Annotated in this window: 29 protein-coding genes, 2 tRNA genes and 1 riboswitch; of the genes, 13 read left to right on the top strand and 18 right to left on the bottom strand. The window is 68.9% G+C overall.

Annotated features, from left to right (window positions below):
- The first annotated feature begins 27 nt into the window (after positions 1-27).
- Positions 28-1713, top strand: coding sequence for an FAD-binding dehydrogenase (locus E3T22_RS11135; RefSeq protein ID WP_134408752.1), 1686 nt, complete (start codon positions 28-30; stop codon positions 1711-1713).
- A 24-nt stretch (positions 1714-1737) separates the two neighbouring features.
- Here E3T22_RS11135 and E3T22_RS11140 read toward each other — a convergent pair whose 3' ends face one another.
- Positions 1738-2415 carry a hypothetical protein gene (locus E3T22_RS11140; protein WP_088456410.1) on the bottom strand — a complete coding sequence of 226 codons (678 nt, stop codon included), beginning with the start codon at positions 2413-2415 and terminating at the stop codon, positions 1738-1740.
- 64 nt (positions 2416-2479) lie between these two features.
- On the opposite strand from E3T22_RS11140, the gene E3T22_RS11145 reads away from it, so the two are divergent.
- Both E3T22_RS11145 and E3T22_RS11150 read left to right on the top strand, forming a co-directional pair.
- The gene (locus tag E3T22_RS11145; RefSeq protein ID WP_174776234.1) at positions 2480-3355 is read left to right on the top strand and encodes an acyl-CoA thioesterase II; all 876 of its coding nucleotides are present in this window, start codon (positions 2480-2482) and stop codon (positions 3353-3355) included.
- A 36-nt stretch (positions 3356-3391) separates the two neighbouring features.
- Positions 3392-3808 carry a ubiquinol-cytochrome c reductase iron-sulfur subunit gene (locus E3T22_RS11150; protein WP_134480126.1) on the top strand — a complete coding sequence of 139 codons (417 nt, stop codon included), beginning with the start codon at positions 3392-3394 and terminating at the stop codon, positions 3806-3808.
- Between the two features lie 23 nt (positions 3809-3831).
- On the opposite strand, the gene E3T22_RS11155 is transcribed toward E3T22_RS11150, so the two are convergent.
- The 4 genes from E3T22_RS11155 to E3T22_RS19215 all read right to left on the bottom strand — a co-directional run bounded on the left by E3T22_RS11155 (position 3832) and on the right by E3T22_RS19215 (position 7108).
- The gene (locus E3T22_RS11155; RefSeq protein WP_088456412.1) at positions 3832-4308 is read right to left on the bottom strand and encodes a thioesterase family protein; all 477 of its coding nucleotides are present in this window, start codon (positions 4306-4308) and stop codon (positions 3832-3834) included.
- 7 nt (positions 4309-4315) lie between these two features.
- A complete protein-coding gene (gene ettA / locus E3T22_RS11160; protein ID WP_088456413.1) occupies positions 4316-5998 on the bottom strand; it encodes an energy-dependent translational throttle protein EttA in 1683 nt (560 codons plus the stop codon).
- Between the two features lie 5 nt (positions 5999-6003).
- Entirely contained in the window at positions 6004-6327 is a 324-nt protein-coding gene (locus E3T22_RS11165; protein ID WP_370291363.1) for a hypothetical protein, read from the bottom strand.
- Positions 6328-6556: 229 nt separating this feature from the next.
- Entirely contained in the window at positions 6557-7108 is a 552-nt protein-coding gene (locus E3T22_RS19215; RefSeq protein ID WP_194087751.1) for a single-stranded DNA-binding protein, read from the bottom strand.
- Between the two features lie 198 nt (positions 7109-7306).
- Here E3T22_RS19215 and E3T22_RS11175 point away from each other — a divergent pair, with 198 nt between their 5' ends.
- From E3T22_RS11175 to E3T22_RS11190, 4 genes are all read left to right on the top strand, one after another.
- Positions 7307-8314, top strand: a complete 1008-nt coding sequence (locus tag E3T22_RS11175) for an aldo/keto reductase (protein ID WP_134480128.1) — start codon at positions 7307-7309, stop codon at positions 8312-8314.
- Between the two features lie 93 nt (positions 8315-8407).
- On the top strand, positions 8408-8779 hold the full coding sequence (locus E3T22_RS11180; RefSeq protein ID WP_134480130.1) for a hypothetical protein: 372 nt from the start codon (positions 8408-8410) through the stop codon (positions 8777-8779).
- A gap of 32 nt (positions 8780-8811) precedes the next feature.
- Complete coding sequence (locus E3T22_RS11185; RefSeq protein WP_134480132.1) at positions 8812-9630, top strand: EI24 domain-containing protein; 819 nt, start codon at positions 8812-8814, stop codon at positions 9628-9630.
- A 143-nt stretch (positions 9631-9773) separates the two neighbouring features.
- On the top strand, positions 9774-10460 hold the full coding sequence (locus E3T22_RS11190; RefSeq protein WP_240632189.1) for a hypothetical protein: 687 nt from the start codon (positions 9774-9776) through the stop codon (positions 10458-10460).
- A gap of 100 nt (positions 10461-10560) precedes the next feature.
- On the opposite strand, the gene nadE is transcribed toward E3T22_RS11190, so the two are convergent.
- On the bottom strand, positions 10561-11382 hold the full coding sequence (gene nadE / locus E3T22_RS11195; RefSeq protein WP_088456419.1) for an ammonia-dependent NAD(+) synthetase: 822 nt from the start codon (positions 11380-11382) through the stop codon (positions 10561-10563).
- 159 nt (positions 11383-11541) lie between these two features.
- Here nadE and E3T22_RS11200 point away from each other — a divergent pair, with 159 nt between their 5' ends.
- Both E3T22_RS11200 and E3T22_RS11205 read left to right on the top strand, forming a co-directional pair.
- Positions 11542-12630 carry a YeeE/YedE family protein gene (locus tag E3T22_RS11200; RefSeq protein WP_103479573.1) on the top strand — a complete coding sequence of 363 codons (1089 nt, stop codon included), beginning with the start codon at positions 11542-11544 and terminating at the stop codon, positions 12628-12630.
- Positions 12631-12693: 63 nt separating this feature from the next.
- Positions 12694-12921 carry a sulfurtransferase TusA family protein gene (locus tag E3T22_RS11205; RefSeq protein WP_134480134.1) on the top strand — a complete coding sequence of 76 codons (228 nt, stop codon included), beginning with the start codon at positions 12694-12696 and terminating at the stop codon, positions 12919-12921.
- A 55-nt stretch (positions 12922-12976) separates the two neighbouring features.
- Here the strand turns inward: E3T22_RS11205 and E3T22_RS11210 are convergent.
- The 3 genes from E3T22_RS11210 to E3T22_RS11220 form a co-directional block, all read right to left on the bottom strand.
- Positions 12977-13049: transfer RNA gene (locus E3T22_RS11210), tRNA-Arg, on the bottom strand.
- Positions 13050-13103: 54 nt separating this feature from the next.
- Positions 13104-13364 carry a thioredoxin domain-containing protein gene (locus E3T22_RS11215; protein WP_134480136.1) on the bottom strand — a complete coding sequence of 87 codons (261 nt, stop codon included), beginning with the start codon at positions 13362-13364 and terminating at the stop codon, positions 13104-13106.
- Between the two features lie 8 nt (positions 13365-13372).
- Complete coding sequence (locus E3T22_RS11220; RefSeq protein ID WP_088456423.1) at positions 13373-13591, bottom strand: SCO4848 family membrane protein; 219 nt, start codon at positions 13589-13591, stop codon at positions 13373-13375.
- A 74-nt stretch (positions 13592-13665) separates the two neighbouring features.
- Between E3T22_RS11220 and orn the strand changes: the two genes are divergently transcribed.
- From orn to E3T22_RS11240, 4 genes are all read left to right on the top strand, one after another.
- Complete coding sequence (gene orn / locus E3T22_RS11225) at positions 13666-14286, top strand: oligoribonuclease (protein ID WP_088456424.1); 621 nt, start codon at positions 13666-13668, stop codon at positions 14284-14286.
- A gap of 46 nt (positions 14287-14332) precedes the next feature.
- A tRNA-His gene (locus E3T22_RS11230) sits at positions 14333-14408 on the top strand.
- Positions 14409-14475: 67 nt separating this feature from the next.
- Complete coding sequence (locus E3T22_RS11235; protein WP_103432014.1) at positions 14476-14826, top strand: metallopeptidase family protein; 351 nt, start codon at positions 14476-14478, stop codon at positions 14824-14826.
- Positions 14827-14920: 94 nt separating this feature from the next.
- Positions 14921-16183 carry a D-alanyl-D-alanine carboxypeptidase family protein gene (locus tag E3T22_RS11240; protein ID WP_241980152.1) on the top strand — a complete coding sequence of 421 codons (1263 nt, stop codon included), beginning with the start codon at positions 14921-14923 and terminating at the stop codon, positions 16181-16183.
- 22 nt (positions 16184-16205) lie between these two features.
- Here the strand turns inward: E3T22_RS11240 and E3T22_RS11245 are convergent, their stop codons facing one another.
- From E3T22_RS11245 to E3T22_RS11285, 9 genes are all read right to left on the bottom strand, one after another.
- The gene (locus E3T22_RS11245; RefSeq protein ID WP_088456427.1) at positions 16206-16466 is read right to left on the bottom strand and encodes a hypothetical protein; all 261 of its coding nucleotides are present in this window, start codon (positions 16464-16466) and stop codon (positions 16206-16208) included.
- Between the two features lie 34 nt (positions 16467-16500).
- The gene (locus E3T22_RS11250; RefSeq protein WP_241983665.1) at positions 16501-17067 is read right to left on the bottom strand and encodes an ATP-binding protein; all 567 of its coding nucleotides are present in this window, start codon (positions 17065-17067) and stop codon (positions 16501-16503) included.
- A 13-nt stretch (positions 17068-17080) separates the two neighbouring features.
- On the bottom strand, positions 17081-17875 hold the full coding sequence (locus tag E3T22_RS11255; RefSeq protein ID WP_370291366.1) for an energy-coupling factor transporter transmembrane protein EcfT: 795 nt from the start codon (positions 17873-17875) through the stop codon (positions 17081-17083).
- Entirely contained in the window at positions 17872-19434 is a 1563-nt protein-coding gene (locus E3T22_RS11260; RefSeq protein ID WP_134408757.1) for an ABC transporter ATP-binding protein, read from the bottom strand. The genes E3T22_RS11255 and E3T22_RS11260 overlap by 4 nt, the downstream gene beginning before the upstream one ends.
- 10 nt (positions 19435-19444) lie before the next feature.
- Complete coding sequence (locus E3T22_RS11265; protein ID WP_088456429.1) at positions 19445-20122, bottom strand: ECF transporter S component; 678 nt, start codon at positions 20120-20122, stop codon at positions 19445-19447.
- Between the two features lie 31 nt (positions 20123-20153).
- A riboswitch (TPP riboswitch) is annotated at positions 20154-20264 on the bottom strand.
- Positions 20265-20346: 82 nt separating this feature from the next.
- Positions 20347-20673 (bottom strand): hypothetical protein, encoded by a 327-nt coding sequence (locus E3T22_RS11270; RefSeq protein WP_088456430.1) that lies wholly within the window; start codon positions 20671-20673, stop codon positions 20347-20349.
- 9 nt (positions 20674-20682) lie between these two features.
- Positions 20683-21966: a DNA polymerase IV gene (dinB, locus tag E3T22_RS11275; RefSeq protein WP_134408759.1), complete on the bottom strand. Its 1284-nt coding sequence runs from the start codon at positions 21964-21966 to the stop codon at positions 20683-20685.
- An 84-nt stretch (positions 21967-22050) separates the two neighbouring features.
- Positions 22051-22668, bottom strand: coding sequence for a hypothetical protein (locus E3T22_RS11280; protein ID WP_088456432.1), 618 nt, complete (start codon positions 22666-22668; stop codon positions 22051-22053).
- Positions 22669-22696: 28 nt separating this feature from the next.
- A complete protein-coding gene (locus tag E3T22_RS11285; RefSeq protein WP_088456433.1) occupies positions 22697-23731 on the bottom strand; it encodes an LLM class flavin-dependent oxidoreductase in 1035 nt (344 codons plus the stop codon).
- Between the last annotated feature and the right edge of the window lie 186 nt (positions 23732-23917).

Below are 23917 nucleotides of genomic sequence, written 5' to 3' on the forward strand. Positions count from 1 at the left end.
AGCACCCTCACTGACAATGGAGTCACCATGAGCCCAGCCCGCCCCGGCCTGCCCACGCATCCGAACACCTCCGCCGACGTGATCGTGGTGGGGGCTGGCCTGGCCGGCCTGGTGGCCACGGCCGAACTCGTGGAGGCGGGGAAACGGGTGCTGCTCGTCGACCAGGAGAACGCCGCCTCGCTCGGCGGTCAGGCCTGGTGGTCGTTCGGCGGGCTGTTCCTGGTCGACTCCCCCGAACAACGCCGAATGGGAGTCACGGACTCCCTGGCTCTGGCCCGGCAGGACTGGTTCGCCAGCGCCGGGTTCGATCGCGGTGAGGACTACTGGCCGACCCGGTGGGCCGAGGCGTACCTCAACTTCGCCGCCGGCGAGAAGCGGGCCTGGCTCAAGGAACGCGGCGTGACGTTCTTCCCGGTCGTCGGCTGGGCCGAACGTGGCGGTTACACCGCCCTGGAACACGGCAACTCGGTACCACGCTTCCACATCGTCTGGGGAACCGGGCCCGCGATCCTGGAGCCGTTCATCACCAGGGTCCGTGAAGGGGTGCGCGCCGGCCTGGTCACCACCCTGCACCGGCATCGCGTCGACGAGTTGATCGTCGAGGGAGGCGCCGTGGCGGGAGTGCGGGGCAGCCTGCTCATCCCGAGCGCTGCGGCGCGCGGTCAGGCCAGCAGCCGGGAGATCGTCGGCGAGTTCGAGCTGCGGGCGTCCGCGGTGATCGTCACCAGCGGTGGGATCGGCGGCAACCACGACCTGGTGCGCGCCCAGTGGCCGGCCCGGCTGGGACCGGCACCCGCGAAGCTGCTCTCCGGTGTGCCCGCCCATGTCGACGGCCGGATGCTCGGGATCACCGAGAAGGCCGGCGCCCGACTGATCAACGGCGACCGTATGTGGCACTACACCGAGGGCATCGTCAACCACGACCCGGTCTGGCCGGCCCACGGCATCCGCATTCTGCCCGGCCCGTCATCCCTGTGGCTGGACGCCACCGGAAAACGCCTGCCGGCCCCGCTGTTTCCCGGTTTCGACACCCTCGGCACGATGGAATACCTGCTCAAGACCGGCCACGAGCACAGTTGGTTTGTGCTGACCCAGAAGATCATCGAGAAAGAGTTCGCCCTCTCGGGCAGCGAACAGAACCCCGACCTCACCGGCAAGGACCTGCGCCTGCTCGCCCAGCGGCTCGGATCGGGCGCGCCCGGCCCGGTGGAAGCGTTCAAGAGCAAGGGTGAGGACTTCGTGGTGGCCGATACCCTGCACCAGCTGATCAAGGGCATGCAGCAGCATTCCCCCGAGGTGCGCATCAATGCCGCGCAGGTGGAACGGGAGATTCTGGCCCGCGACAGGGAGCTCGACAACGACTTCAGCAAGGATGCCCAGATCAACGCGATTCGCCAGGCCAGGCACTATCGCGGCGACAGGCTCATTCGGGTGGCGAGCCCGCACAAGCTGCTCGACCGCGCCAACGGGCCGCTGATCGCGGTGAAGCTGCACCTGCTCACAAGGAAGAGCCTGGGCGGCATCGAAACCGACCTCTCCGCCCGGGCTCTCCGAGCCGACGGGCAACCGGTCCCCGGACTCTACGCGGCAGGCGAGGCCGCCGGCTTCGGCGGCGGCGGCGTGCACGGCTACCGCTCGCTGGAGGGCACCTTCCTCGGCGGCTGCCTGTTCTCCGGCCGCACCGCCGGTCGAGCCGTCGCCGCCGCGCTCTAACCCGTCCCGCACCCGGGTGGAGCGTCAGGCGCGCAAGGACCAGGGCTTGCGGCGTACCAGAATGTGGCCGCGGGCTGTGCTCAGACGCGTCCAGGGGCCGGTCTCGAAGAGCTGCACCGGCTCATCCGCCGCGAGGAAGCCCAGGCTCACCGCGGCGAACCCGGCACCGGCGGGTACGAAGTCCAGGGCCTCGATCGGGCGGCCCCAGACCTCGGACCGTACCCGTTGGACGATCTGCTCACCGGTGCCGGTCGGGATGACGGACGCGACTTCGGCGATGCCCTCGCGGGCGGCGCCCTCCAGCACAGCCGGTGAGGCGCTGCCATGGGATGTCCAGCCTCCCTTCGGCGGCGTGATGCCCGCCCAGGTGACCGAGGATACCTGCAGCGGCACGGTGACGGTGACCGGAGCATCCGCGTCGGTGACGGCGGCCTCGAGGCGCAGCAGCCGATCCAACAGCGACCGCACCGGAACGACGACGTCGAGGTCAACAGGTTCGGTGAGCGCGAAGGTGCGCAGGCCCAACACCGTGGGGCTCGAGTCCAGCAGACCACGCGGGTACAGGATCGCCGTGTACACGGCGAGCACGCCCGCCGCGGAGACGAGCCGCACCGATCCGTCCTCCACCCGGCTGGCGCGCGAAAGGTAGACCCGGAGGTCGCCGAGGGACAGGGAATCTGAGAGGGAAAATGACTGGCTCATCTGCTGTCTAAACTACCAAGGTACGTCGGTGTCCCGGGGACCCGAGCTCGAACAAGGAGGCAGCATGCACGCACCGCTGGAGGGTCTTCTGGCCGCTCTCGACCTGACCGACACCGGTGCCCGCACCAGTGAGGACATCTTCACCGGCCCCTCGCAGTGGATGCCACAAGGTCGCGTCTTCGGCGGCCAGGTGCTCGCGCAGTCCCTCGTCGCCGCCATGCGCACAGTGCCCGACGAACGAAACGTGCACTCCATGCACGGTTACTTCCTGCGCCCCGGCGACGTCAACCACCCGATCACCTTCTCGGTCGACCGCATCCACGACGGCCGTTCGTTCTCCACTCGACGCACCCAGGCGTACCAGAACGGCGTGCCGATCCTGTCGATGATCGCGTCGTTCCAGGACACCGACGAGGGTCTCGAGCATCACATCGAGATGCCGACCGACCTGCCCGACCCCGAATCCCTGCCGACCACGGCAGACACCCTCGGTCACATCGACCACGACTTCGCGCGGGCCTGGGCCAACGACCGCCCGTTCGACATGCGCCACGTGCCCTCGTCGATCTACCTCACCGTGGACGGCGAGCACACCAGCAAGCAGATGATCTGGATGAAGACCTTCGAGCCCATCCCCGACGACCCCGACCTGCACCGCGCCGCACTCGCCTACGTCAGCGACTATTCGATCATGGAACCCGTTATGCGCCGGCACGGCCTGCCCTGGGCCACCCCGGGCCTCAAGGTCGCCAGCCTCGACCACGCCATGTGGTGGCACCGCTTCGGCCGGGTCGACGAGTGGATGCTGTACGTGCAGGACTCCCCCTCCGCCCAGGGCGGCCGGGGACTGTCCACCGCCAGCATCTACAGCCGCGAAGGCCTGCTGCTGGCCACGGTGGCCCAGGAGGGCATGGTGCGGGTTCCCAAGCCCCGTGACTAGGCTGCAGCCCAACCTGTCCGAGCCAGTAGGAGCATCATGACCCACGACGCTGACCTCACCCGCCGCACCCTGCTCGTCGCCGGAGGCGCCGGTACCGCCCTGGCCCTGGCCGCCTGCGCATCCGGCGACCCGAACACGGATACCGACGCCGGCACGGCCTCACCCGCCGAGGTCGCGGTACTCTCCGACATCCCCGTTGGCGGCGCCATCGCTGTCATGTTCGACGGTGCGCAGATCATCGTGTCGCAGCCCACCGCCGGCGAGGTCGTGGCGTTCAGCGCCATCTGCACCCATCAGGGCTGCATCGTGGTTCCGGAGAAGAAGGGCCTGAACTGCCCCTGCCACATGTCTCTCTTCGACACCGCCACCGGCGCGGTCCTCCAGGGACCAGCCACCGAGCCCCTCCCGGCGGTCACGGTCACCCTCGACGGCGACAAGGTCCTCGCCGGCTGACCCGTTCACGCTCGTGAACGGGGCTACTTGCGGGTGAAGGGGACCGCGGGCTCCAGGTATGGGGTCCAGGCGGCTCGTTCGACGTCGTTGATCTTGCGGGGGCGCTCCGTCGCCGCGTCCACCAGCACGATCGTGGTGGTCGCGCGGGCGTACAGCCGCGCGGACTCCTGCCCGGCCGGTCCGTATACCTCGTAACACACGTCAAGGCTTGCGCCGCCGAGCTTGCCGATCCACAGCTGCACGTCGATGGGCTCCCGCAGATACGGGATCGGCGCGAGGTACTCGATCTCCATCCGGGCGATCAGGGTCAGCGTCGCCGCCCCCGGCCGCCCGTCCAGCACCGCGGTTCCCCGCGCACCCGATGCACCGGCCGCCTCGTCGTTGACCCAGAACGCCTGGATGCGCGCCTCCTCGAGGAGGCGCAGCATCTCGGCGTTGTTCACGTGGGCGTAGGCGTCGAGGTCCGACCAGCGCAGCCGGATGGGAACGTGCAGCCGCATGGGGTTCCTAGTCGCGCGTCAGTTTGCGGTATGCGGACCGGTGCGGCTTGGCCGCGTCCGGGCCTAGTCGCTCGATCTTGTTCTGCTCGTAGGACTCGAAGTTGCCCTCGAACCAGTACCAGTTCCCCGGCGCCTCAGCGGTGCCCTCATACGAGAGGATGTGCGTGGCGATGCGGTCGAGGAACCACCGGTCGTGAGTGATGACCACGGCGCAGCCGGGGAACTCGAGCAGCGCGTTCTCGAGCGAACCGAGGGTTTCGACGTCGAGGTCGTTAGTCGGTTCGTCGAGCAGCAACAGGTTGCCGCCCTGCTTGAGCGTCAGCGCCAGGTTCAGGCGGTTGCGCTCACCACCGGAGAGCACACCGGCCTTCTTCTGCTGGTCGGGGCCCTTGAAGCCGAACGTGGACACGTAGGCGCGAGACGGCACCTCGGTCTTGCCGACCTGGATGTAGTCCTGGCCGTCGGAGACGACCTCCCACAGCGACTTGTTCGGGTCGATGCCGCCACGGCTCTGGTCGACGTAGGAGATGTCGACGGTCTCGCCGATCTTGAGGTCACCGGCATCCAGCGGCTCGAGGCCCACGATGGTCTTGAACAATGTCGTCTTACCGACACCGTTCGGGCCGATCACGCCGACGATGCCGTTACGCGGCAGGGTGAAGGAGAGATCTTCGACCAGCACCCGGTCGCCGAAGCCCTTCTTGAGCTTCTTGGCGTCGATGACCTGGGCGCCCAGGCGGGGGCCGACGGGGATCTGGATGTCTTCGAAGTCGAGCTTGCGTCCGCGCTCGGCCTCGTTCACCATCTCCTCGTAGCGGGCCAGGCGGGCCTTCGACTTGGCCTGACGGCCCTTTGCGTTGGAGCGCACCCATTCGAGTTCCTCGGCGAGACGCTTGGAAAGCTTGGCGTCCTTCTTGCCCTGCACCTGCAGGCGCTCCTGCTTCTTCTCCAGGTAGGTGGAGTAGTTGCCCTCGTAGGGGTACAGGTGGCCGCGGTCGATCTCGGCGATCCACTCGGCCACGTGGTCGAGGAAGTACCGGTCGTGGGTGACGGCGAGCACGGCGCCGGGGTACTTGGCGAGGTGCTGCTCGAGCCACAGCACGCTTTCGGCGTCGAGGTGGTTAGTCGGTTCGTCCAGGAGGAGCAGATCGGGCTTCTGCAGCAGGAGCTTGCAGAGCGCCACGCGGCGCTTCTCACCACCGGAGAGGTCGACGACGGGGTAGTCGCCCGGCGGGGTGCGCAGCGCATCCATGGCCTGCTCGAGCTGGGAATCGAGGTCCCAGGCGTCGGCGGCGTCGATCTCTTCCTGCAGGGTTCCCATTTCGGCGAGCAGGGTGTCGAAGTCCGCGTCGGGTTCGGCCAGCGCGGCGCTGATCTCGTTGAACCTGTCAACCTTGGCCTTGATCGGGCCAACGCCTTCCTGCACGTTCTCCAGCACGGTCTTGGTCTCGTCGAGCTCCGGCTCCTGCATGAGGATGCCGACGGAGTAGCCCGGCGAAAGCCTGGCCTCACCGTTGCTCGGGGTATCGAGCCCGGCCATGATCTTCAGGATCGTGGACTTACCGGCACCGTTGGGGCCCACCACACCGATCTTGGCTCCGGGGAAGAACGACATTGTGACGTCGTCGAGGATGAGTTTGTCGCCGATTGCCTTGCGCGCACGCACCATCGAGTAAATGAATTCAGCCATAGTGTTTACCAGTCTATTTGGCGCGTGGCTCCCACGAGACACGTTCCGGTTGCGAGCAGGGGGGCGACGACGCTGTGGTAGCCGCCGGTGGAGGGACCGTTCTGGCCGATCAGGCACTCTCCGGCGATGTTCACGGAGAACTGGATGGAGTCCGCCGGTTCACCCTTGGTGGTGGTGTCGGCGGTGACCTCCATCGTTGTCTTGTCGAAGCCGGCGGCGACCAGGGCGTCGATGTAGCTGCGGCCGGCGACGTTGGGGTCGGCGGCGAGCGCCGCGGTGATGACCGAGTCGAAGTAGGGCAGGTTCTCGGCGGCGGTGCCCTCAGGCATGAGCGCCGGCGGAGCAACCTCCGTCGGGGTTGGGCTTGCGGTCGCGGGCGCTGTCGCTGTCGGCGTCGGGCGGTCGACGGGGGCGGCGGAGCATCCGGCCAGGCCCAGGCCGAGGACAAGACATGTTGCCCAGATCGTCGCTCTGCGGCTGTGCCGCACGGGTGCGTCCAAAATCCAGGCCACGCGTAGTCCTCCCCCACCGCCGCACGCTGCGACCGAGAAGTCGAGTCTAAGCGGACCGTGTTTCCGATTCCCCCTGCCCGGTGTCAGGTTCGGCCGGCGCGGCATCCGGTTCGGCCGGCGCGGCATCCGGTTCGGCCGGCGCGGCCGTGGCCTCGCCCGCAGTGCCGCCCGCTGTGCCGCCCGTGGCGCCGCCCGTTGCGCCGCCCGCTGGGTCGGCATCCCGCTGCTCGGCGGCGGACGGGGCGGTGGTTCGCATCAGCGCCGTCGTTCCCCAGGCCAGGTTGTGGCCCACGGCGTCGGCCTCCACCTCCACCGAGGTGCCCGTACGGTCCTCGTTCTCCCAGTCCCGGATGCGCAGGCGCCCGGTCACGAGCACCGGCTCGCCCTTGTGCACCGACCGCTCCACGTTGTGGGCGAGCTGCCGAAAGCTGGAGACGGTGTACCAATTGGTGTCGGCGTCCACCCAGGCGTTCTTCACCCTGTCGTAACGGCGTTGCCGGCAGGCCAGCCGGAATGAGGTGATGGCCAGGCCGGAACTGGTGACGAGGTGCCGCGGGGTGGTGGCCACGATTCCGGTCAGGGCTATGGTGTCGGTCACGGGAGTCTCCTGGGCGGCACGAGGCTGATGGAGGTATCGAACGCGACCCGGGAGCAGTCCTCGTGCCGGGTTCGTGTTCCCGGGCCGCGCTGCATTCACCCTCCCCGTTCCGGCACCTCCTCTGGGGCCGGCTGTCCAGGGTGTGCAGAACCCGAGCCGCAGCCGCCTGGGGAGGAAGCGCGGATCTAGAGTGAGACCATGACCTTCGATGCTGCAGAGAACCGTTATTCCGAGATGCCCTACCGCCGAACCGGGCGCAGCGGCCTGAAGCTGCCCGCCCTGTCGCTGGGGTTGTGGCACAACTTCGGCCACGAACGCCCGATCGACACCCAGCGCGGCATCCTGCGCCGGGCATTCGACCTCGGCGTGACGCACTTCGACCTGGCCAACAACTACGGCCCGCCTCCCGGTTCCGCCGAAACCAACTTCGGGCGCATCTTCGCCGAGGACTTCCGTGGGTATCGCGACGAGATGATCATCTCCAGCAAGGCCGGTTACGACATGTGGGCAGGCCCCTACGGCGACTTCGGCTCGCGAAAATACCTGCTGTCGTCGCTGGATGCCAGCCTCGGCCGGCTGGGAATGGACTACGTCGACATCTTCTACTCCCACCGCCCCGATCCCGAGACCCCTATCGAGGAGACCATGGGCGCCCTGGCCACCGCGGTGCAGTCGGGCAAGGCCCTCTACGCGGGCATCTCGAACTACAGCCCGGAGCAGACCGTAGCGGCCTACGCCGCCCTGGCCGAGCACAAGATCCCGCTGCTGATCCACCAGCCGCGCTACTCGATGTTCGACCGGCACATCGAAGAGGGACTCTTCCCGGTGCTCGACGACCTCGGCATGGGCAGCATCGTGTTCTCCCCCCTCGCCCAGGGCCTGCTCACCGACCGCTACCTCGACGGTGCGGTGCCGTCGGACTCCCGGGTGGCCACGAGCCGGTTCCTGAACGAGAGCTCCCTCAACGCGACCTACCTCGAGCGCGCCCGCGCCCTGAACACCATTGCGGCCGACCGCGGCCAGACCCTGGCCCAGCTCGCGGTCACCTGGATCCTGCGCCAACCGCAGGTCACCAGCGTGCTCGTGGGGGCCAGCAGCATCGGCCAGCTCGAGCAGACCGTGGCGGCGCTCGAGGCGCCGGCGCTGGACGCCGATGAGATCGCCGCCATCGAGCCGTACGCGGTACACGGCACCGGCATGAACTAACCCACGCCGGTCCCAGGCAGGGGCGAGGGGTGGATGTCGGTGGCCGGTTCTACGGTAAGGCCAACGGCATCCGCCCTCGCATTGGAGCACACCATGAGCACTGGGACCATGAGCACTGCCACCATGAGCACTTCCGCCATGAGCACTGCCACCATGAGCACTGCAGCCAGAGCTGTCCAACCCCGGACTGTTCTCCCCGCGACCGCACGACGCACGACCATCGCCCACGCCGCCGGCCCGGCCCGGCCGAGCAACTCCGCCCGGTCGAGCGGTCCCAGCCTGGTCGCCGTGCGCGACGGGCTGTGGCGGGTCGTCGACCGGTCCGGCGCGGTACTGGGGCACATCGAGCGTGAGACGCACGCCGACGGCGAGCGGTACCTCGCCCGGCGCCTGGTGATGCCCACCAGGCGCATCGAGCTCGGTGCCTTCTGGCGCATCGATGACGCGGCTGACTGCTTTCGCTGACTCCGCCGTACCCACCCCGGTACGCTGAAACGATGTTGCCCCAGCCCACTCCCGTCCCCCCAGTTCCGGCCCGGCAGGGGCTGGTTCCCGACCTCCTGGCGGGGGTGGGGTACCTGGGTCGTGGTTTCGGCATGTGGATCACCTCCCCGAAGCTGATGCTGCTCGGCGCGCTGCCGGCGGTGGCGGTCGGTGCCGTGTACCTCGTCGGCATCGTGCTTCTGCTCGTCAACCTCACCTCGATCGTCACGTGGGCGACCCCGTTCGCCGACGGCTGGGCCGAGCCCGTCATCCTCACGACGCGGGTGGCTGCGGCGCTGGTCTTCGTGCTCGTGGCCGCCCTCTTCGTGGTCTACACGTTCACTGCCGTGACCCTGATCGTCGGCGACCCGTTCTACGAACGCATCTGGCGCGCCGTCGAGACCGACCTCGGCAACCCACCCACCGCACCGGAGCGCGGCTTCTGGGGATCCCTGGGCCGTGCCATCGGCGACGGCCTCCGGCTCCTGATCCCCGCCGTCGGTGTGGGCCTGCTCCTGTTGGCCTGTGGCTTCATTCCGTTGGTGGGGCCGATCATGGTGGCGGTGCTCGGCGCCCTGTTGGGCGGCTGGTTGCTGGCGGTCGAGCTCACCGGATTCGCCTTCGACGCTCGGGGGTTCACTGTGCGCGAACGTCGTCGCGCCCTGCGCACGCGACGCGGCATCGCGCTGGGCTTCGGAGCGGCGTCCTACCTGCTGTTCCTCGTGCCGTTCTTCGCAATCGTGGCCATGCCCTCCGCCGTGGCGGGTGCCGCAATGCTCAGTCGCGACGCCCTCGAGCGGTCGACCAGCGCGCCGGCCGGCCGGACGGCCTGACCGCGCCGGAGTCTCGGTTTGACACCGCGTATCGGCCACGCCGCCACGGTTCCCTAGGATGCGCCGGCCCACGAGGTAGCGTTCCGCACATGCAGTGGTGGAATGATTTCGTAACCTGGCTCACAGCGACCAGGAACCAGCCCATGATTTTCAGCGCAATCGTGCTGATCGTCGCCATTATCGTGGCCAGCCTTCTGGCGGCCTGGATCGCACGCGGGGCCATCAAGCGCCTGCTCGCCCAGCACGATCGCGAGCTGCGGGCCGCGGCCATCGGATCGATCGTGGATGCCGCGACCGAGGCATCCGTGTGGAACTCGCTCACCCCGCAGGAGCAGGTGATGAACGACCGTGCCGTTGGCATGGCCGACATCCAGATCCGGCTGCTGCCGATCAAGGGATCGAGCGTCGCGGCGGACTGGGCAGCGCACCAGCTCGCCGAGCTCAAGCGCACCTCGGCTACCTTCGGCTACCAGCTCGAGCCGGCCCTCGTGGAGTTCCGCGACCGCCTCATCGACTGGCAGAACAAGCCGTCCCGGGCCCGCAAGATCTTCCAGGGCGACCTCGAGCGTTGGAAGTCGCAGAACACCTCCACCGAGAAGAGCCTCCTGGCCGAGCAGGATGCCTGGGTGGCGAAGCAGCACCACGACCAGTTCGCGACCCCCGCCGCACCGGCACAGGCTCCGACCGCGCAGCCGCTCGGCTATGTCCCCGCTGCGGCTCCCCCCGGGGCCGTGTCGTCGCCGGCCGCGTCTCCGTCTACGGAGACCCAGCGCCTCCTGGACGACGTTCAGGCCCTCGAAGTGCGTCCAGCGCCGCTGCCGCACCCCTAGTTCCCGCTATCCAGAAAAACGCCGGTCCGCTCACGCGGACCGGCGTTTTTCGCTGCCAGGCTGCGGCTCACAGAGCGGCGGACCGGCGGGCCGGATCGGACTACTTCCACCAGTCGTCGAACAGGGATGCCGGCACCTGGCGCTTGTGCTCGGTGCGCAGGTAGCGCCGCTCAATGGCCTCGGCGACGTGGTCCGCTACGGGCTTGCCCTCGAGGAAGTCGTCGATGTGCTCGTATTGCATTCCCAGGTTCGCCTCGTCGGTCTGTCCGGGGTTGTCGTCGAGCAGGTCAGCGGTCGGGGCCTTCAGGTAGAGCTGCTCCGGGGCGCCGAGCGCCATCAGCAACTGCCGGCCCTGGCGCTTGGTCAGACCGGTCAGCGGCAGCAGATCCGCGCCGCCGTCACCGAACTTGGTGAAGAACCCGGTGACCGCCTCCGCCGCATGGTCGGTGCCGACCACGAGCAGGCCCTGGGCGCCGGCGAGAGCGTACTGCGCGATCATCCGGGCGCGCGCCTTGACGTTGCCCTTGTCGAAGTCCGGCATCGGGGTACCGGTGCTGACGGCGAATTCGGCTTCGAAGCCATCCACCGCACGCTGGATGTTGAACGTGAGGTTCGAGTCAGGATTAATGAACTCCAGGGCGAGTTGGGCGTCGTCCTCGTCGCGCTGCACCGCGTACGGCAGGCGCACCGGCACGAACCGGAGGGCATGCCCCTCGACGGTGAGCTCTTCGATCGCCAGCTGGCACAGACGCCCGGCCAGGGACGAGTCCTGTCCCCCGCTGATCCCGAGGATCAGCCCCTTCGCCCCGCTGGCAAGCAGGTAGTCCTTAAGGAAGTCGATGCGCCGCCGAATCTCGGCGGCCGGGTCGATGACCGGGGTCACGTGCAGTTCCTTGATGATTCGCACCTGTTGTTCTCGCATCTGACGAATCTATCAAGTCGCGGCGGGCGGATGTCTGAAGGACGCCTGCACATCCGCCCGGTCACACGGCGACTCATTGGACCGAGCCGCTCGGCCGAACTCGTAGCGTCGGAGGTGCTTCCGACATCACGTCGGAGGTGAAACGAATGGGGAAGCTGCATGCTGGTCACCGGATTGCTCGTGGGGATAGCCCTCGGATTTGTCATGCAGCGGGGGCGGTTCTGTGTCACGGGGGCGTTCCGGGACCTGTGGGTCACGGGCAACACGAGATGGCTCACCGCGTTCCTCATCGTCATCGCCGTGCAGAGCGTGGGGGTTTTCACCCTCGACGCCCTGGGCGTCATCTCGCTGTCTTCCAGCCCGTTCCCATGGCTCTCCACCATCGGCGGAGCCTTCATCTTCGGCTTTGCCATCGTTCTGGCCGGCGGTTGCGCGACGGGAACGTACTACCGCGCCGGTGAGGGCCTGGTGGGCAGCTGGCTGGCCCTGATCTTCTACGCTCTGTTCTCCGCCGTGTCCAAGACCGGTGCGCTCGCCCCCGCCGTTACGGCCGCCCGCGGCGTCACCGTCGAGGCGTCCACGGTGCACGGCCTCCTCGGCGTGTCACCATGGCTCCTCGTGGCGGTTCTCGCCGTGGCCGTGGCCGCACTGGCCCGCCACCACCTGCGTCGCCGTCCGGCCGCACCGATGGCCACCCTGCCCGCTCGCAGGACGGGCATCGCCCACCTACTCTTCGAGAAGCAGTGGGGCGCCTTCAGCACCGCCCTGGTCATCGGAGTCCTCGCCATTGTGGCGTGGCCGCTCAGCTGGGCAACCGGCCGCGAGGCGGGCCTGGGCATCACGGGCCCCTCGTCGAACATCGTCAACTACCTCGTCGCCGGCGACGCCGAAGTGATCGACTGGGGCGTCTACCTCGTCATCGGCATCCTGCTGGGCTCCTTCATCGCCGCGAAGGCCAGCGGCGAATTCCGGGTGCGGATTCCCGATGCGCTCACCACTGTGCGCAGCATCGGCGGCGGTGCGCTGATGGGCATCGGCGCCAGCCTGGCCGGCGGCTGCACCATCGGTAACGCGATGGTCAACACCGCCACCTTCCAGCTGCAGGGCTGGGTGGCGTTCGGGTTCATGATCGTGGGAGTGGGCGCTGCGACCCGGCTGTTCATCACGGGACCGTCCAAGGCCCGGCTGGCGGCCGCCGGCCAGGCATCCGCGCCCGCCGCGCCCGCACCTGCATCGGTGCGCTCGTGACGGTCCGGTGATCGCTCCACTTCCTAGCAGCACCCCGTTCCGATCAGCAAGGAGACAACCATCATGGCTCAGCACGTTCTCGAAACCAACGGCCAGGTCTGCCCGTTCCCCCTCGTGGAGGCCAAGGAAGCCATCGCCCTGCTGGCGATCGGCGACGAGCTGGTGATCAACTTCGACTGCACCCAGGCGACGGATGCACTGCCGCGGTGGGCGGCGGAGGCCGGCTACCCCGTGACGAACTTCGACAGGGTCGGCAGCGCGGCATGGACCATCACGGTGCAGAAGGCCTGAGTCCCGCCGCCCAGAAAAAACCAACCCCGCCGGCAGGACCGGCGGGGTTGTGCTGTGCCCCCGGCAGGATTCGAACCTGCGACAAAGAGATTAGAAGGCTCCTGCTCTATCCCCTGAGCTACGGGGGCGCATAGCGCTTCAACGATACCGCAGTCCGGACCGCTGCCCTCGCGGCGGCGCGTTCAGAGCGCCTTGGCCGTTGCGACGAGCACCTGAGCGAGGGTCGGAACGCCCGTGGCGCGGAACACCTCGTCGCCGGCGGTGTTCTGCACGATGATAGTGGGGGTGTTGCGGATTCCGGCGGCCTCGGCCTCGGCATTGTCGTGCGCCACATCGAGCTCGCGCACCGTGGCGGCCGGCACCAGCCGTTCGACCTCGGCCAGAACGGCGCGGGTCTGCAGGCACGGCTCACAGAATGCCGAGGAGAAGAAAATGAGTTCCATGAGGGCTCCTAACCGTTGACCAAGGCGAGAACGGCCACAACCGCGGAAACCGCGGCCAGCAGCAGCGACACCCCGACCAGCACCGCGTGCACGATCAGGAACGACGTCGGCTTGCCGGACTCATCCCGCGCCCTGCCGTCCTGACTGACCCTCTTGTAGAAGCGCGGCCAGACCACGACGTTCCAGACGGCGTTGAGCAGAAGCAGGATGGCGAGTGTTGTAAGCATCGTCATCAGTCTACGAGCGCCGGGCGGCGAGCCGATCAGGGAGCCGCGTCGGGGCCCACCGCTAGACTCGCCCCATGACAAACAGCAGTGACCGGTTGGTATGGATCGATTGTGAAATGACCGGGCTCGACATCAACAATGACGAATTGGTGGAGATTGCGGTGGTCGTCACCGACTTCGACCTCAACATTCTCGACCCCGGCCTCGACATCGTGATCAAGCCCGACGCCTCCGCCCTGGCGAACATGGGCGACTTCGTGCGCAACATGCACACCTCCTCCGGCCTGATCGAGGAGATCCCCAACGGCGTGAGTGTGGCCGAGGCTGAGTACCAGGTGCTCGAGTACGTCCTGCGTTTCGTCCCCGAAGACCAGCGCGCGCCCCTGGCCGGAAACTCGATCGGCACCGACCGGGCGTTCCTGACCCGGTACATGCCGCGCCTGGACAAGCAGTTGCACTACCGCAACGTCGACGTGTCCTCGATCAAGGAACTCGCCCACCGCTGGTTCCCGCGGGCTTACTTCAACGCACCCGCCAAGGACGGCGGCCACCGCGCCCTCGCCGACATCCTCGAGTCCATCCGTGAGCTCGCCTACTACCGCAAGAGCGTGTTCGTGGCCGACCCCGGACCCACGAGTGCGGAAGCAAAATCGCACGCAACGGCCGTTGTGAACATCTTCACCCAAAACGTGTAATAGAATTCTTGAGTTGCCTTCGCTTGAGAAAGCGGAGCGGCACTTGGTGGGTATAGCTCAGCTGGTAGAGCGCCTGGTTGTGGTCCAGGAGGTCGCGGGTTCAAGCCCCGTTACTCACCCCAATGAAACAAGAAGTCCCGGCCCAACAGGCCGGGACTTTTTGCGTGCGCCACATGGCATGCTGAGTGGATGCTCACGCTCAGCCACGACGACTTCGAACGACTCGTCATCGATCAGCTCGATCTGCTCCCCGACGACATGGTCGACGGCCTCGAGAACGTGATCTTCGTCGTCGAGGACCGTCCAGAGGACGGCACCCTGGACACCCTGGGCCTCTACGACGGCGTCGCCCTCACCGAACGCGGCCAGTACGGTTTCGGTGAGATGCCCGACCGCATCATTCTGTTCCGCGAACCGCTGCTGGCCATCGTCGAGGATCTGGACGAGCTGCGCGACGAGGTTCACGTGACCCTCGTTCACGAGATCGCGCATTTCTACGGCATCGACGACGACAGGCTGCACGAGCTGGGTTGGGCGTGAGCCGCAGCCTGAGCGCGGTCGGCTACCCTGAACCATGAGTAGATTTCGACCTGGCCGTGTCCTCGGTATCTCGGTAGGAACTCTCGTGATCTTGATGATCGGGGTGTATGGGCCGGCCACGTTGCTCGGCCCGCTGCCCAGCGCCACGGTCACCGTCACCGCTCCGAACAGTGCCGTGCCGGCGTCCACCCCGGTGCTGCCCGCCGCCGGCTCCAGTGGGCTGCTCGCCGTCACCGCGGTGGACGACACCGCTACGGACGACACCGCTACGAACGACACCGCGACCGGCGGCGACCCCGTCGAGCCCGCACCCGCGACGCTCGGCGTGGACACCATTGCCATCGGCGGCGGCAGCGACCCGGTGCCGATGGCATCCGCCGCCAAGATCATCACGGCCCTCGTCGTGCTGGACGCCAAGCCCCTCGCGGCCGGCGAACCCGGACCGGCCTACTCCTTGGTCACCGCCGACTACCAGGATTACCTCGACTACACGGCCCAGGATGCCCGCACCGTCATCGTGTTTCCCGGCGAGAGCTGGACCGAGCGCGAGATGCTGCAGGCCATGATCCTCGGCTCCAGCAATAACCACGCCGACACCCTGGCCCGCTGGGCGTTCGGCTCCGTCGACGCCTACCTCATCGCCGCCAACGCCTGGCTGGCCGCCAACGGCATGCCGAACACCACGGTGGTCGACGCCAACGGCCTCCTCGACGGCAGCGCCGGGACCGGCACCGACTTGGCGCGCGTCGCGGGCCTGGCCGCGACGAACCCCGTGGTCGCGGACATCATCGCGCAGCCGGCATCCGCTCTGGTCGGCCAGCGCGGCGTCAGGAACACCACGGAGTATCTGCCCGAAGAGGGGATCACCGGTATCTCGCGCAGCTACACCGAATCCGGCGGGGTCTGCTTCCTGTTCACCGGCACCGTCGTCGCCGGCGAGAAGGCCTTCACCTTCGCGGGTGCCTTCCTGGGCGAACCGGACTACGACACCCTCACGGCCGACCTGACGGCCCTGATGGCCTCGGCGCGGGCGGGGGTCACGGAGCTTCCGATCCTGGCGGAGGGTGACGGATACGCGACCCTCACGACGGCGTGGGGCGATTCGGCCGATGCCGTCGTCGCCACCCCCAAGACCCGCTTCGGCTGGCAGGCCGCCGCCGGCACCGACCCTGTCGTGACGCTCGACGACGTCACGACGGGGCGTGCGGGAGCCAAGATCGGCCGGGTCACGGTGGATGCGTTCGGGGAGAGCGTCTCGTCGACGTTGGAGCTCGACAGCAGTCTGACCGACCCGGGTCCGGGCTGGCGCCTGCTGCACCCGGTCCCCGTGGTCAGCGCCCTCGTCGCCAGCTGGTAGTCAGCGGGTGGGCGTAACCGGTTCAGACCGGAGCGTCGTCAGATTCGACGGGATCGCTGTCCGACGAGTCGAAGGCGTAGCGCACGTGCAGCTTGCCCTGCACCTCTCGACTGTCGACCTCGTCGTACCAGAACAGCGATTCCATGCTGTCGACGGCGGCGACCATGCTGATCCGGGCGTCGTGCTTGCCGTGCAGGAGCACGCGGCTGTCGGTCTGGCCCTCGAGGGGACCGTCCACGAATTCCACGGTGTACTCGGTGTTCTCACTCTGCGGGGTAGTCATGACCCCAACTTACTGCTCAGGCCCGGTTTTCGCCTCAGGCGCCGCCGGAGCGCCCAAGCCCAGGCGGGGTGCCCGTGAGACTGACGCCGGCCGATAGTTGGGGCTGCTCCCGGGCTCGGTAGGCCTCCCAGTCGTGCTGCCACTGGTCCCAGTGCGCCTCGAACCCGCCGCCGTCACGGGCCAACGCCCGCCGCTTGCGGATGCCGTCGTCGGCATCCAGCCACACCCTGACGTCGCTCAGGGACGCATGCGCCCGGGCCAGGGCACCGCAGCCCTCGATCACGAGCGGCCGGTCGGGGTCGACGCTATGCCATTCGGCCGGGACGGCCCCCGCCCAGTCGTACCGCTGCCAGGCGGCTGGCCGGCCGGCATGCCGGGCGCCGAGCACCAGCCGGCCGACCTGGTCGACGGCGGCGTCCAGGCCGCCCCAGCCCGGGTAGATGTCATCGAGGCGCACCAGTGTCGGCGCCACCGGTCCCGGCCAGGCGGCCAGCACGGCGTCGGCGAGGGTGCTCTTGCCCGCGCCGCTGGGACCGTCGATGAGGATCACGGCCCGGTCGCCGACCGGATTGCGGTTCAGCGCCCTGACGGCGGCGAGCACCGGTGCGACCAGGTCAGGCGAGCACAAAATGCCACGTCCCCGCCAGAACGGCTGCCGAGATCGCCGCGGCGGCGATGGCAGCCCCGATCAGGACGACCAGTGTGTCACGCGCTCCGAAGACCGATTCCCTGGCCCAGGTGCGCGGTTCGTCGCTGCCGAAACCCCGGGCCTCCATGGCCGTGGCGAGTTTGCTGCCCCGTCGCACCGAAAGAACCAGCAGAGCGAAGGCGAGTCCGCCGAACCGGCGGGCGCGGCCGCGCAGGCCGCCGCCGTCGCCCACCCCGCGGGCCCGCCTGGCCAGGGCCAGGGAATGCCAGTCGTCGATGAACATGCCCACCAGGCGCAGCCCGGCTAGGGCGCCGAGCACGAACCGGGCCGGCAGGCGCAGCACCTGCGCGAGGCCGTCACCGAGGTCGGTGGGATCGGTGGTGGCCAACAGCACGATCCCGGGGATGCCGATGGCCAAGATCCGCAACCCAATCGCGAGGGCCAGGGCCACGGACCCCTCGGTCACCGATACGAAGCCGGCGCTGAACAGCACGGCGCCGGAGTCCTGTCCGTAGAGCACCGTGGTGAGCACGGCGAAGGGAACCGCGATCCACACCGGTGCGGTGCGCAGCCAGAACTGGCGGGCGCTCAGCCCGCACCAGGCCAGCAGCACAGCCTCGAGTGCGAGGGCGACCGCGGCCGAGACCCAATCGATGGACAGCATCAGGGCGCAGCTGATCACCAGCGCCACGGCGAGCTTGGCGACCGGGTTCACTCCAGCGATCGCACTGGGCCGGATCTCCGGCGTCATCAGGCTCACGACGCCTCCCTTCCGGCGGGCGCGCGCAGCCCGGCGGTCACGCTGCGGCCACTCGCCGGCCCGGTTCCAGGCACCAGGGTGAGGCGCGCATCCGCCAGCGCGGCCACGAACTGCTCATCGTGCGTGACCGCCAGGACGGCGGTGCCGGTGTCCAGCAGTTCGGCGAGGAGGCGCACCAGCTCGGCCCAGGTGCGGGAGTCCTGCCCGAAGGTGGGTTCGTCGAGGACGAGCAGCCGGGGCCGGGTCGCCAGCACCGTCGCCACGGACAGTCGGCGCTTCTCGCCGCCGGACAGGGTGAACGGGTTGGCGTCGGCGAGACGGTCCAGCCGCAGTCTGTGCAGCAGCGCGTCCACTCGCTCAGTTTGCTCGGCCCCGCCCAGGCCGAGGGCGCGGGGGCCGATGGTGAGCTCGGCACGCACGGTCCCGGCGAGGAACTGGTGCTCGGGGTCCTGGAAGACGGTGCCGATGCGCGCCAGCAGGTCGCGGGAGCGCCATCGGTGCGGGGCCGGCCCGAGTCCCCCGGCGAGGGCATCCGTTGCGGTCAACCGCCCGCCCGCGGGGGCCAGAAGCCCGGCCAGGGTGAGCGCGAAAGTCGACTTGCCGGTGCCGTTGGGTCCGGTGAGAGCCGTGGCCGTGCCGGCGCGCAGGGCGAGGTCGAGGCCGTGTGCGACGACGACGGCCTGTTTGCGGGCGAACGGCACCCGTCCGACGGCGAGGTCATCGGCGCTGAGCAGGACTTCCGCGCCGGGACCGTCGGAGCGGGGGCGCCGGTCGGGCGTCGCGGGTGGGAACCTGGGTATCCACACTCCGGCGGCGGCGAGCCGCTCCCCTTCGGCGCTGAGCACGCTGTCGGTGGGTCCGTCGGCGAGGATGCCGCCGGCCGGGTCGAGCACCACGATGCGGTCCACGACGTGCTGCCAGACCGCGACGCGGTGCTCGATCACGATGAGGGTCGCACCCGACGCCTCCACGGAGCGCAGCACGGCGTCGCGCACCTCGACGACACCGTCAGGGTCGAGGTTGGCGGTGGGTTCGTCCAGCAGCACCAGGCCCGGGCGCATGGCGAGCACCCCGGCCAGGGCCAGGCGCTGCTTCTGGCCGCCGCTGAGCGCGCTGGTCGGGTGCCGCAGAGGCAGGTCCAGGCCCACGTCCGCGAGGGCCCGACCGACCCGGGGCCAGATTTCGGCGCGCGGAACGGCGCGGTTCTCACAGCCGAAGGCGACGTCGTCGCCCACCCTCGCAAGCACGACCTGCGAGTCCGGGTCCTGCAGCACGAGGCCCACCCGGCCGCGGGACGCGCTGGGGCGGCGGCCGTCGATGAGGAGTTCGCCGGTCTCGTCGCCGTCCTCGTCATCGCCGAGCACACCGGCGAGGGCGTGCATCAGCGTGCTCTTGCCGGCTCCGCTGGGTCCGAGCACGAGCACCCGCTCCCCCGGGCGGATGTCGAGATCGAGCCCGGAGACCGCGGGGCGGGACCGGCCGGCGTGCCGCCAGCCCCAGCCGGAGGCCGTGACCCTGGCGCCGGTCACGGCCGGGCCTCGGCGACGCGGAGCGGGCATCCGGTGCGGGTCACCGGGCAGGCTGGGTGTCGACCCGGTCGGTCGGGCCCGATTCGCGGCCGGCGGCGAACCGGCTCAGCGCGCCGGTGCGGGCGAGTCCGCGCACCGCCAGCCAGGACAGCAGCCCGGCGAGCACGGTACCGGAGACGACGGCGGAAACCAGGTAGACGATCTTGGGGCCGATGTCGAGGGCCGCGTAGCTGGTGAAGGTGGTGTCGAGCAGACCAACGGCGATGCCCGCGCCGGCGCCGGCCAGGAGGGCCACGCCCAGGCGCCAGTTGGCGTACAAGAACAGGGCCAGCACGATCTCCGCGCCCAGCCCCTCGACGACACCCCAGATCAGGGTGGAGAAGCCCCACTGGGTGCCGATGAGCATCGAGACGACGGCGGCGACGACCTCGGTGTAGACGGCCGCACCGGGCTTGCGGATGATGAGTCCGCCGAGCACCCCGGCGAACAGCCAGCCGCCGGCCAGGAGTCCTTCGAGCCCGGGGGTGAAGGCCAGGAGGGCGCTCAGCGGCGACCAGGCCAGGCCCCATGCCCAGAAGATCACGCCGCTGGCGACGCCGATGACGCTGGCCACGACGATGTCGACGACCCGCCATTTCAGCACCCGCGGTTTCCGCGACGTGGAGGGAGAGGTGGCGGACGAAGTCCTGGAAGGCTGGGTGTTGATTGACGCGTGCACTGTACGTGCCCTTTCCGTAGAGGAATACTGGGCACGGGATTGAGAAGCCTCCCTGCGCTGGCATGATCCAGATCAGGTTCGACGGTCGAAGCTGAAGTAGCTTCCTCTCAGCCCGGTTCACCGGACTCCCGTGTTCAGCTTCGAGTATAGAACTCCCCGGGCGCATCCGGGCAATGCAAGGCGTCGCGCGACAATTTCTGCGCGCGAGGATCTCGCTGCTAGTGCTAGCGCTTGAGCGCGCGGATGATGCGCGCGATGGCCTTGCCGGCGACCCAGACGAAGGGGATGCCGACGGCCAGCAGCGAAATCACATTCGGTTCGAAGCGGGCCGCTCCGCCGGACTTAACGTAAGCGCCGATCGGGATGGCCATGCCACCGCCGCCACCGCCGGCCGCCGCGGACTCGTCACCTTCGCCGCCACCGCCAAAGCCGTACTGCACCAGGGCCACCGGAACGATCGTGACGCCCTCGATCTGCACGGGGTCTCCGTAGGCCGACCTGACGCCGATGGATCGAGCGTTTTCTGCGAGCTTCAAGGCGAGATTAGTCATGGTGAGAGGCTACTCCCCCTCTCCCTGCGGCGTCCCGGCGTTCGGTGTTCCGAACGGATGGACATCACGCTTCGGAGCACTTCCGCCGCCCAGCTGCGAGGCCGGCCGCACGATCCCCCGGCCGAACCGGGCGGTGACGGTGTCCACGGCCAGTTCGGCTTCCCGCCAGTCGTCGTCATCGTCCCACAGGCCCATGCCGGCACCATCGCCGGAGCCGAGTTGCTCGGCCCGCACTCCGATCAGGCGCACCCGGATGCCGCGGGCCGCGAGCACGTCGAAGCTCGCGGTGACCTCCTCGTATATCCGCCGGCCCACGTTGGTGGGCTCGGCCAGGGTGCGCGACCGGGTCACCGTGCTGAAGTCGGCGTAGCGGAGCTTGAGCACCACAGTCCGTGCGACGAGGCCGTTGCCGCGCAGCTTGGCGGCCACCGCATCCGCTTGGCGCAGGAGTTCGCTGCGCAACCGGGCGACATCGGTGACGTCATGTTCGAAGGTCACCTCGTGGCCGACGCTTTTCTCCTCGCGTTCGAGGTTGATCGTGCGCGGGTCGATGCCCCAGGACAGATCGTGCAGTTTGTGCGCGCTGGCGACGCCGACGGCACGCTGCAGCATCTCGAGGGGGGCGTGCGCGATATCGCTCACGTGCCGCAGCCCGAGCCCGAGCAGCACCTGTTCGGTGCTGGCGCCCACCCCCCAGAGGGCGCCGACGGGCAGCGGATGCAGGAAAGCGATTGTGTCCTCCGCGGGGATCACCAGCAGCCCGTCGGGCTTGGCCCGTCCGGAGGCCAGCTTGGCCACGAATTTAGTCGACGCGGCGCCGACCGAGCAGGTGAGTCCGGTCTCGGCGAACACACGGGCGCGGATCTTCCGCCCGATCTCGGCGGGTGAACCGTGCACACGCCGGGCGCCCGCGACATCCAGGAACGCCTCGTCGATGCTGAGCGGCTCGACCATCGGCGTCATGTCGGTGAAAATGCCCATCACCTGGCGGGACACCTCCACGTACCGGCCCATGTGCGGCTCGAGCACGATGGCGGCCGGGCAGCGGCGCAGGGCGATAGCCATCGGCATAGCCGAGTTGACCCCGTACTTGCGGGCGACGTAATTGGCCGCTGTCACCACGGACCGACCGGAGCGGTGGCCGATGACGACGGGGAGGTGCACGAGTTCGGGGTGGTCGAGCAACTCGACGGACGCGAAGAACGCATCCATGTCTATGTGCAGCATGGTGGCGGTCGTGTCGTCGACATCGGCGCCGGTGGTCTGCCGGTCGCTGCCATCCTGCCTGCTCACGCCGCACCACACCCTTCTGCCGCTCCGGCCGGAACCAACTCGAAGCTACCTTCGAGAGTACAGGCAGGAGGGGTCGGCATCGAGCTAGAAACCGCCGAAATCTCCACCGCCGCCGAAATCGCCGAATCCGCCGGAGTCGCCACCGAAACCGCCGCCGGAGTCACCACCGAAATCGCCGCCGGAATCGCCTGAGTCCGCCGTGGTCTCGGCGCCCGAGTCGGTGCCGGCGTCACCGGCCGCATCCGCCTCGCCGCCCATATCGGGCAGGAACGCGCCCACCAGCGCCGAGCCGACAACGTAGCCGGCCACGGTACCGAGCAGGGAAGCGCCGAGCATGCTGCCGAAGCCGGGGCCCTGCCGGCCGCCGGCCTGGTCGCCGCCGAAGACCCGGTCCAGGGTGCCCGGCTGGCGGAGTTCGGCCCGGGTGGCGGACTTGGCCAGGGTGGCCGGTTCGGCGTTCGCCGGGCGCTCACCCTCCATCGCGTTCTCGGTCAGCTGCTGGAAGAGCAGGTCGCGCTGCTCGTCGGTGAGCTTGCTGAACGCTTCGGTGTGCACTTGTTCAATGGTCTCCGGCGGTGCGGTGCGCAAGAGGTACCTGTAGCGTTCCACGGCGATCTCGTCGTCGGTGCGCTGCGGGGCCGGCGCGGTGCGGGTCGGCTCCGGTTGTTCGGGTCGGCCCAGGAGGCGATCGAGGAATCCCATGAGTCTGCTCCTTCGCTTTGGTGTCAGCCTAGGCGGCACCAGCCCGGACCGACAGGACCGTGGCCAGCGACTCCAGCGCTTTCACAGGGTCGGGACCGGCCGGGATGAGGACAACGCTCGTGGCTCCGGCGGTGTGCAGCTCATCGATGCGGCGGCGAGCGGATGCGGCGGTGCCGACCACCGCGAGCTGATCGACCCAGCTCTCGGGCATCGCTGCCGCGAAGTCAGCCCGGCTGGCGCTGGCCGAGCGCAGGGCGGCGAACTCCTTCGCGAAGGGCAGCACCGTGATGTGCGGGGCCCAATCGGGGTCGCCGATCCACTCAAGAGCCGGGCGCACCAGGTTGCGGGCCACGGCGGGGTCCTCGTCGACGGCGGCCGCGTTGTAGGCCACCACGTGACGGGCAGCCGACGGGGGGCGGAGGCCGGGGAACCCGAAGCCCTCCGGCGGAGCGTCGCGGCCGGCATCGAGGGCACCGATCGCGGCAGCGAGGTATTCGGGGGTGACGGGCTCGGCCAGCACCACCCCGTCGGCGCAGGCGCCGGCCAGGTGCAAGGACTTCGGTCCGCGCACGCCCGCCAGGATCGGCGGCACCGTGGACGGCGGACCGGCCAAGGCCACGGCATCCGCCTGGACGTAGCGGCCGGCTGTCGTGATGGAGGCCCCGCGCAGCAGGGCACGCATGAGGTCGATGTTCTCGGCGAGCATGGCCAGGGGGCTGGTCGGCCAGCTGCCGGTCTGCCGCATCCAGACGGGCATGCCATGCCCGACGCCCACCTGCAGTCGACCCGGGAAAAGTTCGGCGAGGGTGGCGATCTCGAGGGTCGCGAAGCCGGGGTTCCGGGCTGCGGCGGGCAGGATCCCGATTCCCACAACTATGGTCGTGGTGGCGGCGAGCACCACGGCGGCCTGGGCGATGCCCCCGCGGAAGAAGCAGTCCTCCACCACCCAGATCTCGGTGAAACCCAGTTCCTCGGCGCGGCGCGCGTAAGCCACGAACTGCGCTGCGGGCAGGTCTCGCGGCAGCATGACGGCGATGGAACCCGGGGCACTGGAAGCTGGCATGTGGACCTCGTCGCGGTAGGGCCGAGGACAGAGCCCGGCGGTGTTCTCTGTCGAACCTAGCTTCTACGGCGGAACTTCTCGCACTGACGGGGAGATTTCCGGCGGACCCGGAATGCCCGCGGGCCGAGCGTCGTTGCACCCAGCACGGACTTTCCCCTCTGGGCGGATGCCGCACGACAATCAACG

Origin of the sequence: Cryobacterium sp. TMB3-10 (assembly GCF_004402305.1) — a bacterium.
GTDB lineage: Bacteria > Actinomycetota > Actinomycetes > Actinomycetales > Microbacteriaceae > Cryobacterium > Cryobacterium zongtaii.

What these genes read in the sequence shown, in the direction of transcription:
- E3T22_RS11215 (WP_134480136.1), bottom strand. Translation starts at nt 13,364, where the DNA reads ATGGAACTCATTTTCTTCTCCTCGGCATTCTGTGAGCCGTGCCTGCAG.
- E3T22_RS11190 (WP_240632189.1), top strand. Translation starts at nt 9,774, where the DNA reads ATGATTTTCAGCGCAATCGTGCTGATCGTCGCCATTATCGTGGCCAGC.
- E3T22_RS11140 (WP_088456410.1), bottom strand. Translation starts at nt 2,415, where the DNA reads ATGAGCCAGTCATTTTCCCTCTCAGATTCCCTGTCCCTCGGCGACCTC.
- E3T22_RS11200 (WP_103479573.1), top strand. Translation starts at nt 11,542, where the DNA reads ATGCTGGTCACCGGATTGCTCGTGGGGATAGCCCTCGGATTTGTCATG.
- E3T22_RS11235 (WP_103432014.1), top strand. Translation starts at nt 14,476, where the DNA reads ATGCTCACGCTCAGCCACGACGACTTCGAACGACTCGTCATCGATCAG.
- E3T22_RS11165 (WP_370291363.1), bottom strand. Translation starts at nt 6,327, where the DNA reads ATGCCTGAGGGCACCGCCGCCGAGAACCTGCCCTACTTCGACTCGGTC.
- E3T22_RS11220 (WP_088456423.1), bottom strand. Translation starts at nt 13,591, where the DNA reads ATGCTTACAACACTCGCCATCCTGCTTCTGCTCAACGCCGTCTGGAAC.
- E3T22_RS11280 (WP_088456432.1), bottom strand. Translation starts at nt 22,668, where the DNA reads ATGGGATTCCTCGATCGCCTCCTGGGCCGACCCGAACAACCGGAGCCG.
- E3T22_RS11145 (WP_174776234.1), top strand. Translation starts at nt 2,480, where the DNA reads ATGCACGCACCGCTGGAGGGTCTTCTGGCCGCTCTCGACCTGACCGAC.
- nadE (WP_088456419.1), bottom strand. Translation starts at nt 11,382, where the DNA reads ATGCGAGAACAACAGGTGCGAATCATCAAGGAACTGCACGTGACCCCG.
- E3T22_RS11180 (WP_134480130.1), top strand. Translation starts at nt 8,408, where the DNA reads ATGAGCACTGGGACCATGAGCACTGCCACCATGAGCACTTCCGCCATG.
- E3T22_RS11285 (WP_088456433.1), bottom strand. Translation starts at nt 23,731, where the DNA reads ATGCCAGCTTCCAGTGCCCCGGGTTCCATCGCCGTCATGCTGCCGCGA.
- E3T22_RS11270 (WP_088456430.1), bottom strand. Translation starts at nt 20,673, where the DNA reads ATGACTAATCTCGCCTTGAAGCTCGCAGAAAACGCTCGATCCATCGGC.
- ettA (WP_088456413.1), bottom strand. Translation starts at nt 5,998, where the DNA reads ATGGCTGAATTCATTTACTCGATGGTGCGTGCGCGCAAGGCAATCGGC.
- E3T22_RS11240 (WP_241980152.1), top strand. Translation starts at nt 14,921, where the DNA reads ATGATCGGGGTGTATGGGCCGGCCACGTTGCTCGGCCCGCTGCCCAGC.
- E3T22_RS11185 (WP_134480132.1), top strand. Translation starts at nt 8,812, where the DNA reads ATGTTGCCCCAGCCCACTCCCGTCCCCCCAGTTCCGGCCCGGCAGGGG.
- E3T22_RS11175 (WP_134480128.1), top strand. Translation starts at nt 7,307, where the DNA reads ATGACCTTCGATGCTGCAGAGAACCGTTATTCCGAGATGCCCTACCGC.
- E3T22_RS11245 (WP_088456427.1), bottom strand. Translation starts at nt 16,466, where the DNA reads ATGACTACCCCGCAGAGTGAGAACACCGAGTACACCGTGGAATTCGTG.
- E3T22_RS11135 (WP_134408752.1), top strand. Translation starts at nt 28, where the DNA reads ATGAGCCCAGCCCGCCCCGGCCTGCCCACGCATCCGAACACCTCCGCC.
- orn (WP_088456424.1), top strand. Translation starts at nt 13,666, where the DNA reads ATGACAAACAGCAGTGACCGGTTGGTATGGATCGATTGTGAAATGACC.
- E3T22_RS11150 (WP_134480126.1), top strand. Translation starts at nt 3,392, where the DNA reads ATGACCCACGACGCTGACCTCACCCGCCGCACCCTGCTCGTCGCCGGA.
- E3T22_RS11205 (WP_134480134.1), top strand. Translation starts at nt 12,694, where the DNA reads ATGGCTCAGCACGTTCTCGAAACCAACGGCCAGGTCTGCCCGTTCCCC.
- E3T22_RS11155 (WP_088456412.1), bottom strand. Translation starts at nt 4,308, where the DNA reads ATGCGGCTGCACGTTCCCATCCGGCTGCGCTGGTCGGACCTCGACGCC.
- E3T22_RS11260 (WP_134408757.1), bottom strand. Translation starts at nt 19,434, where the DNA reads ATGCCCGCTCCGCGTCGCCGAGGCCCGGCCGTGACCGGCGCCAGGGTC.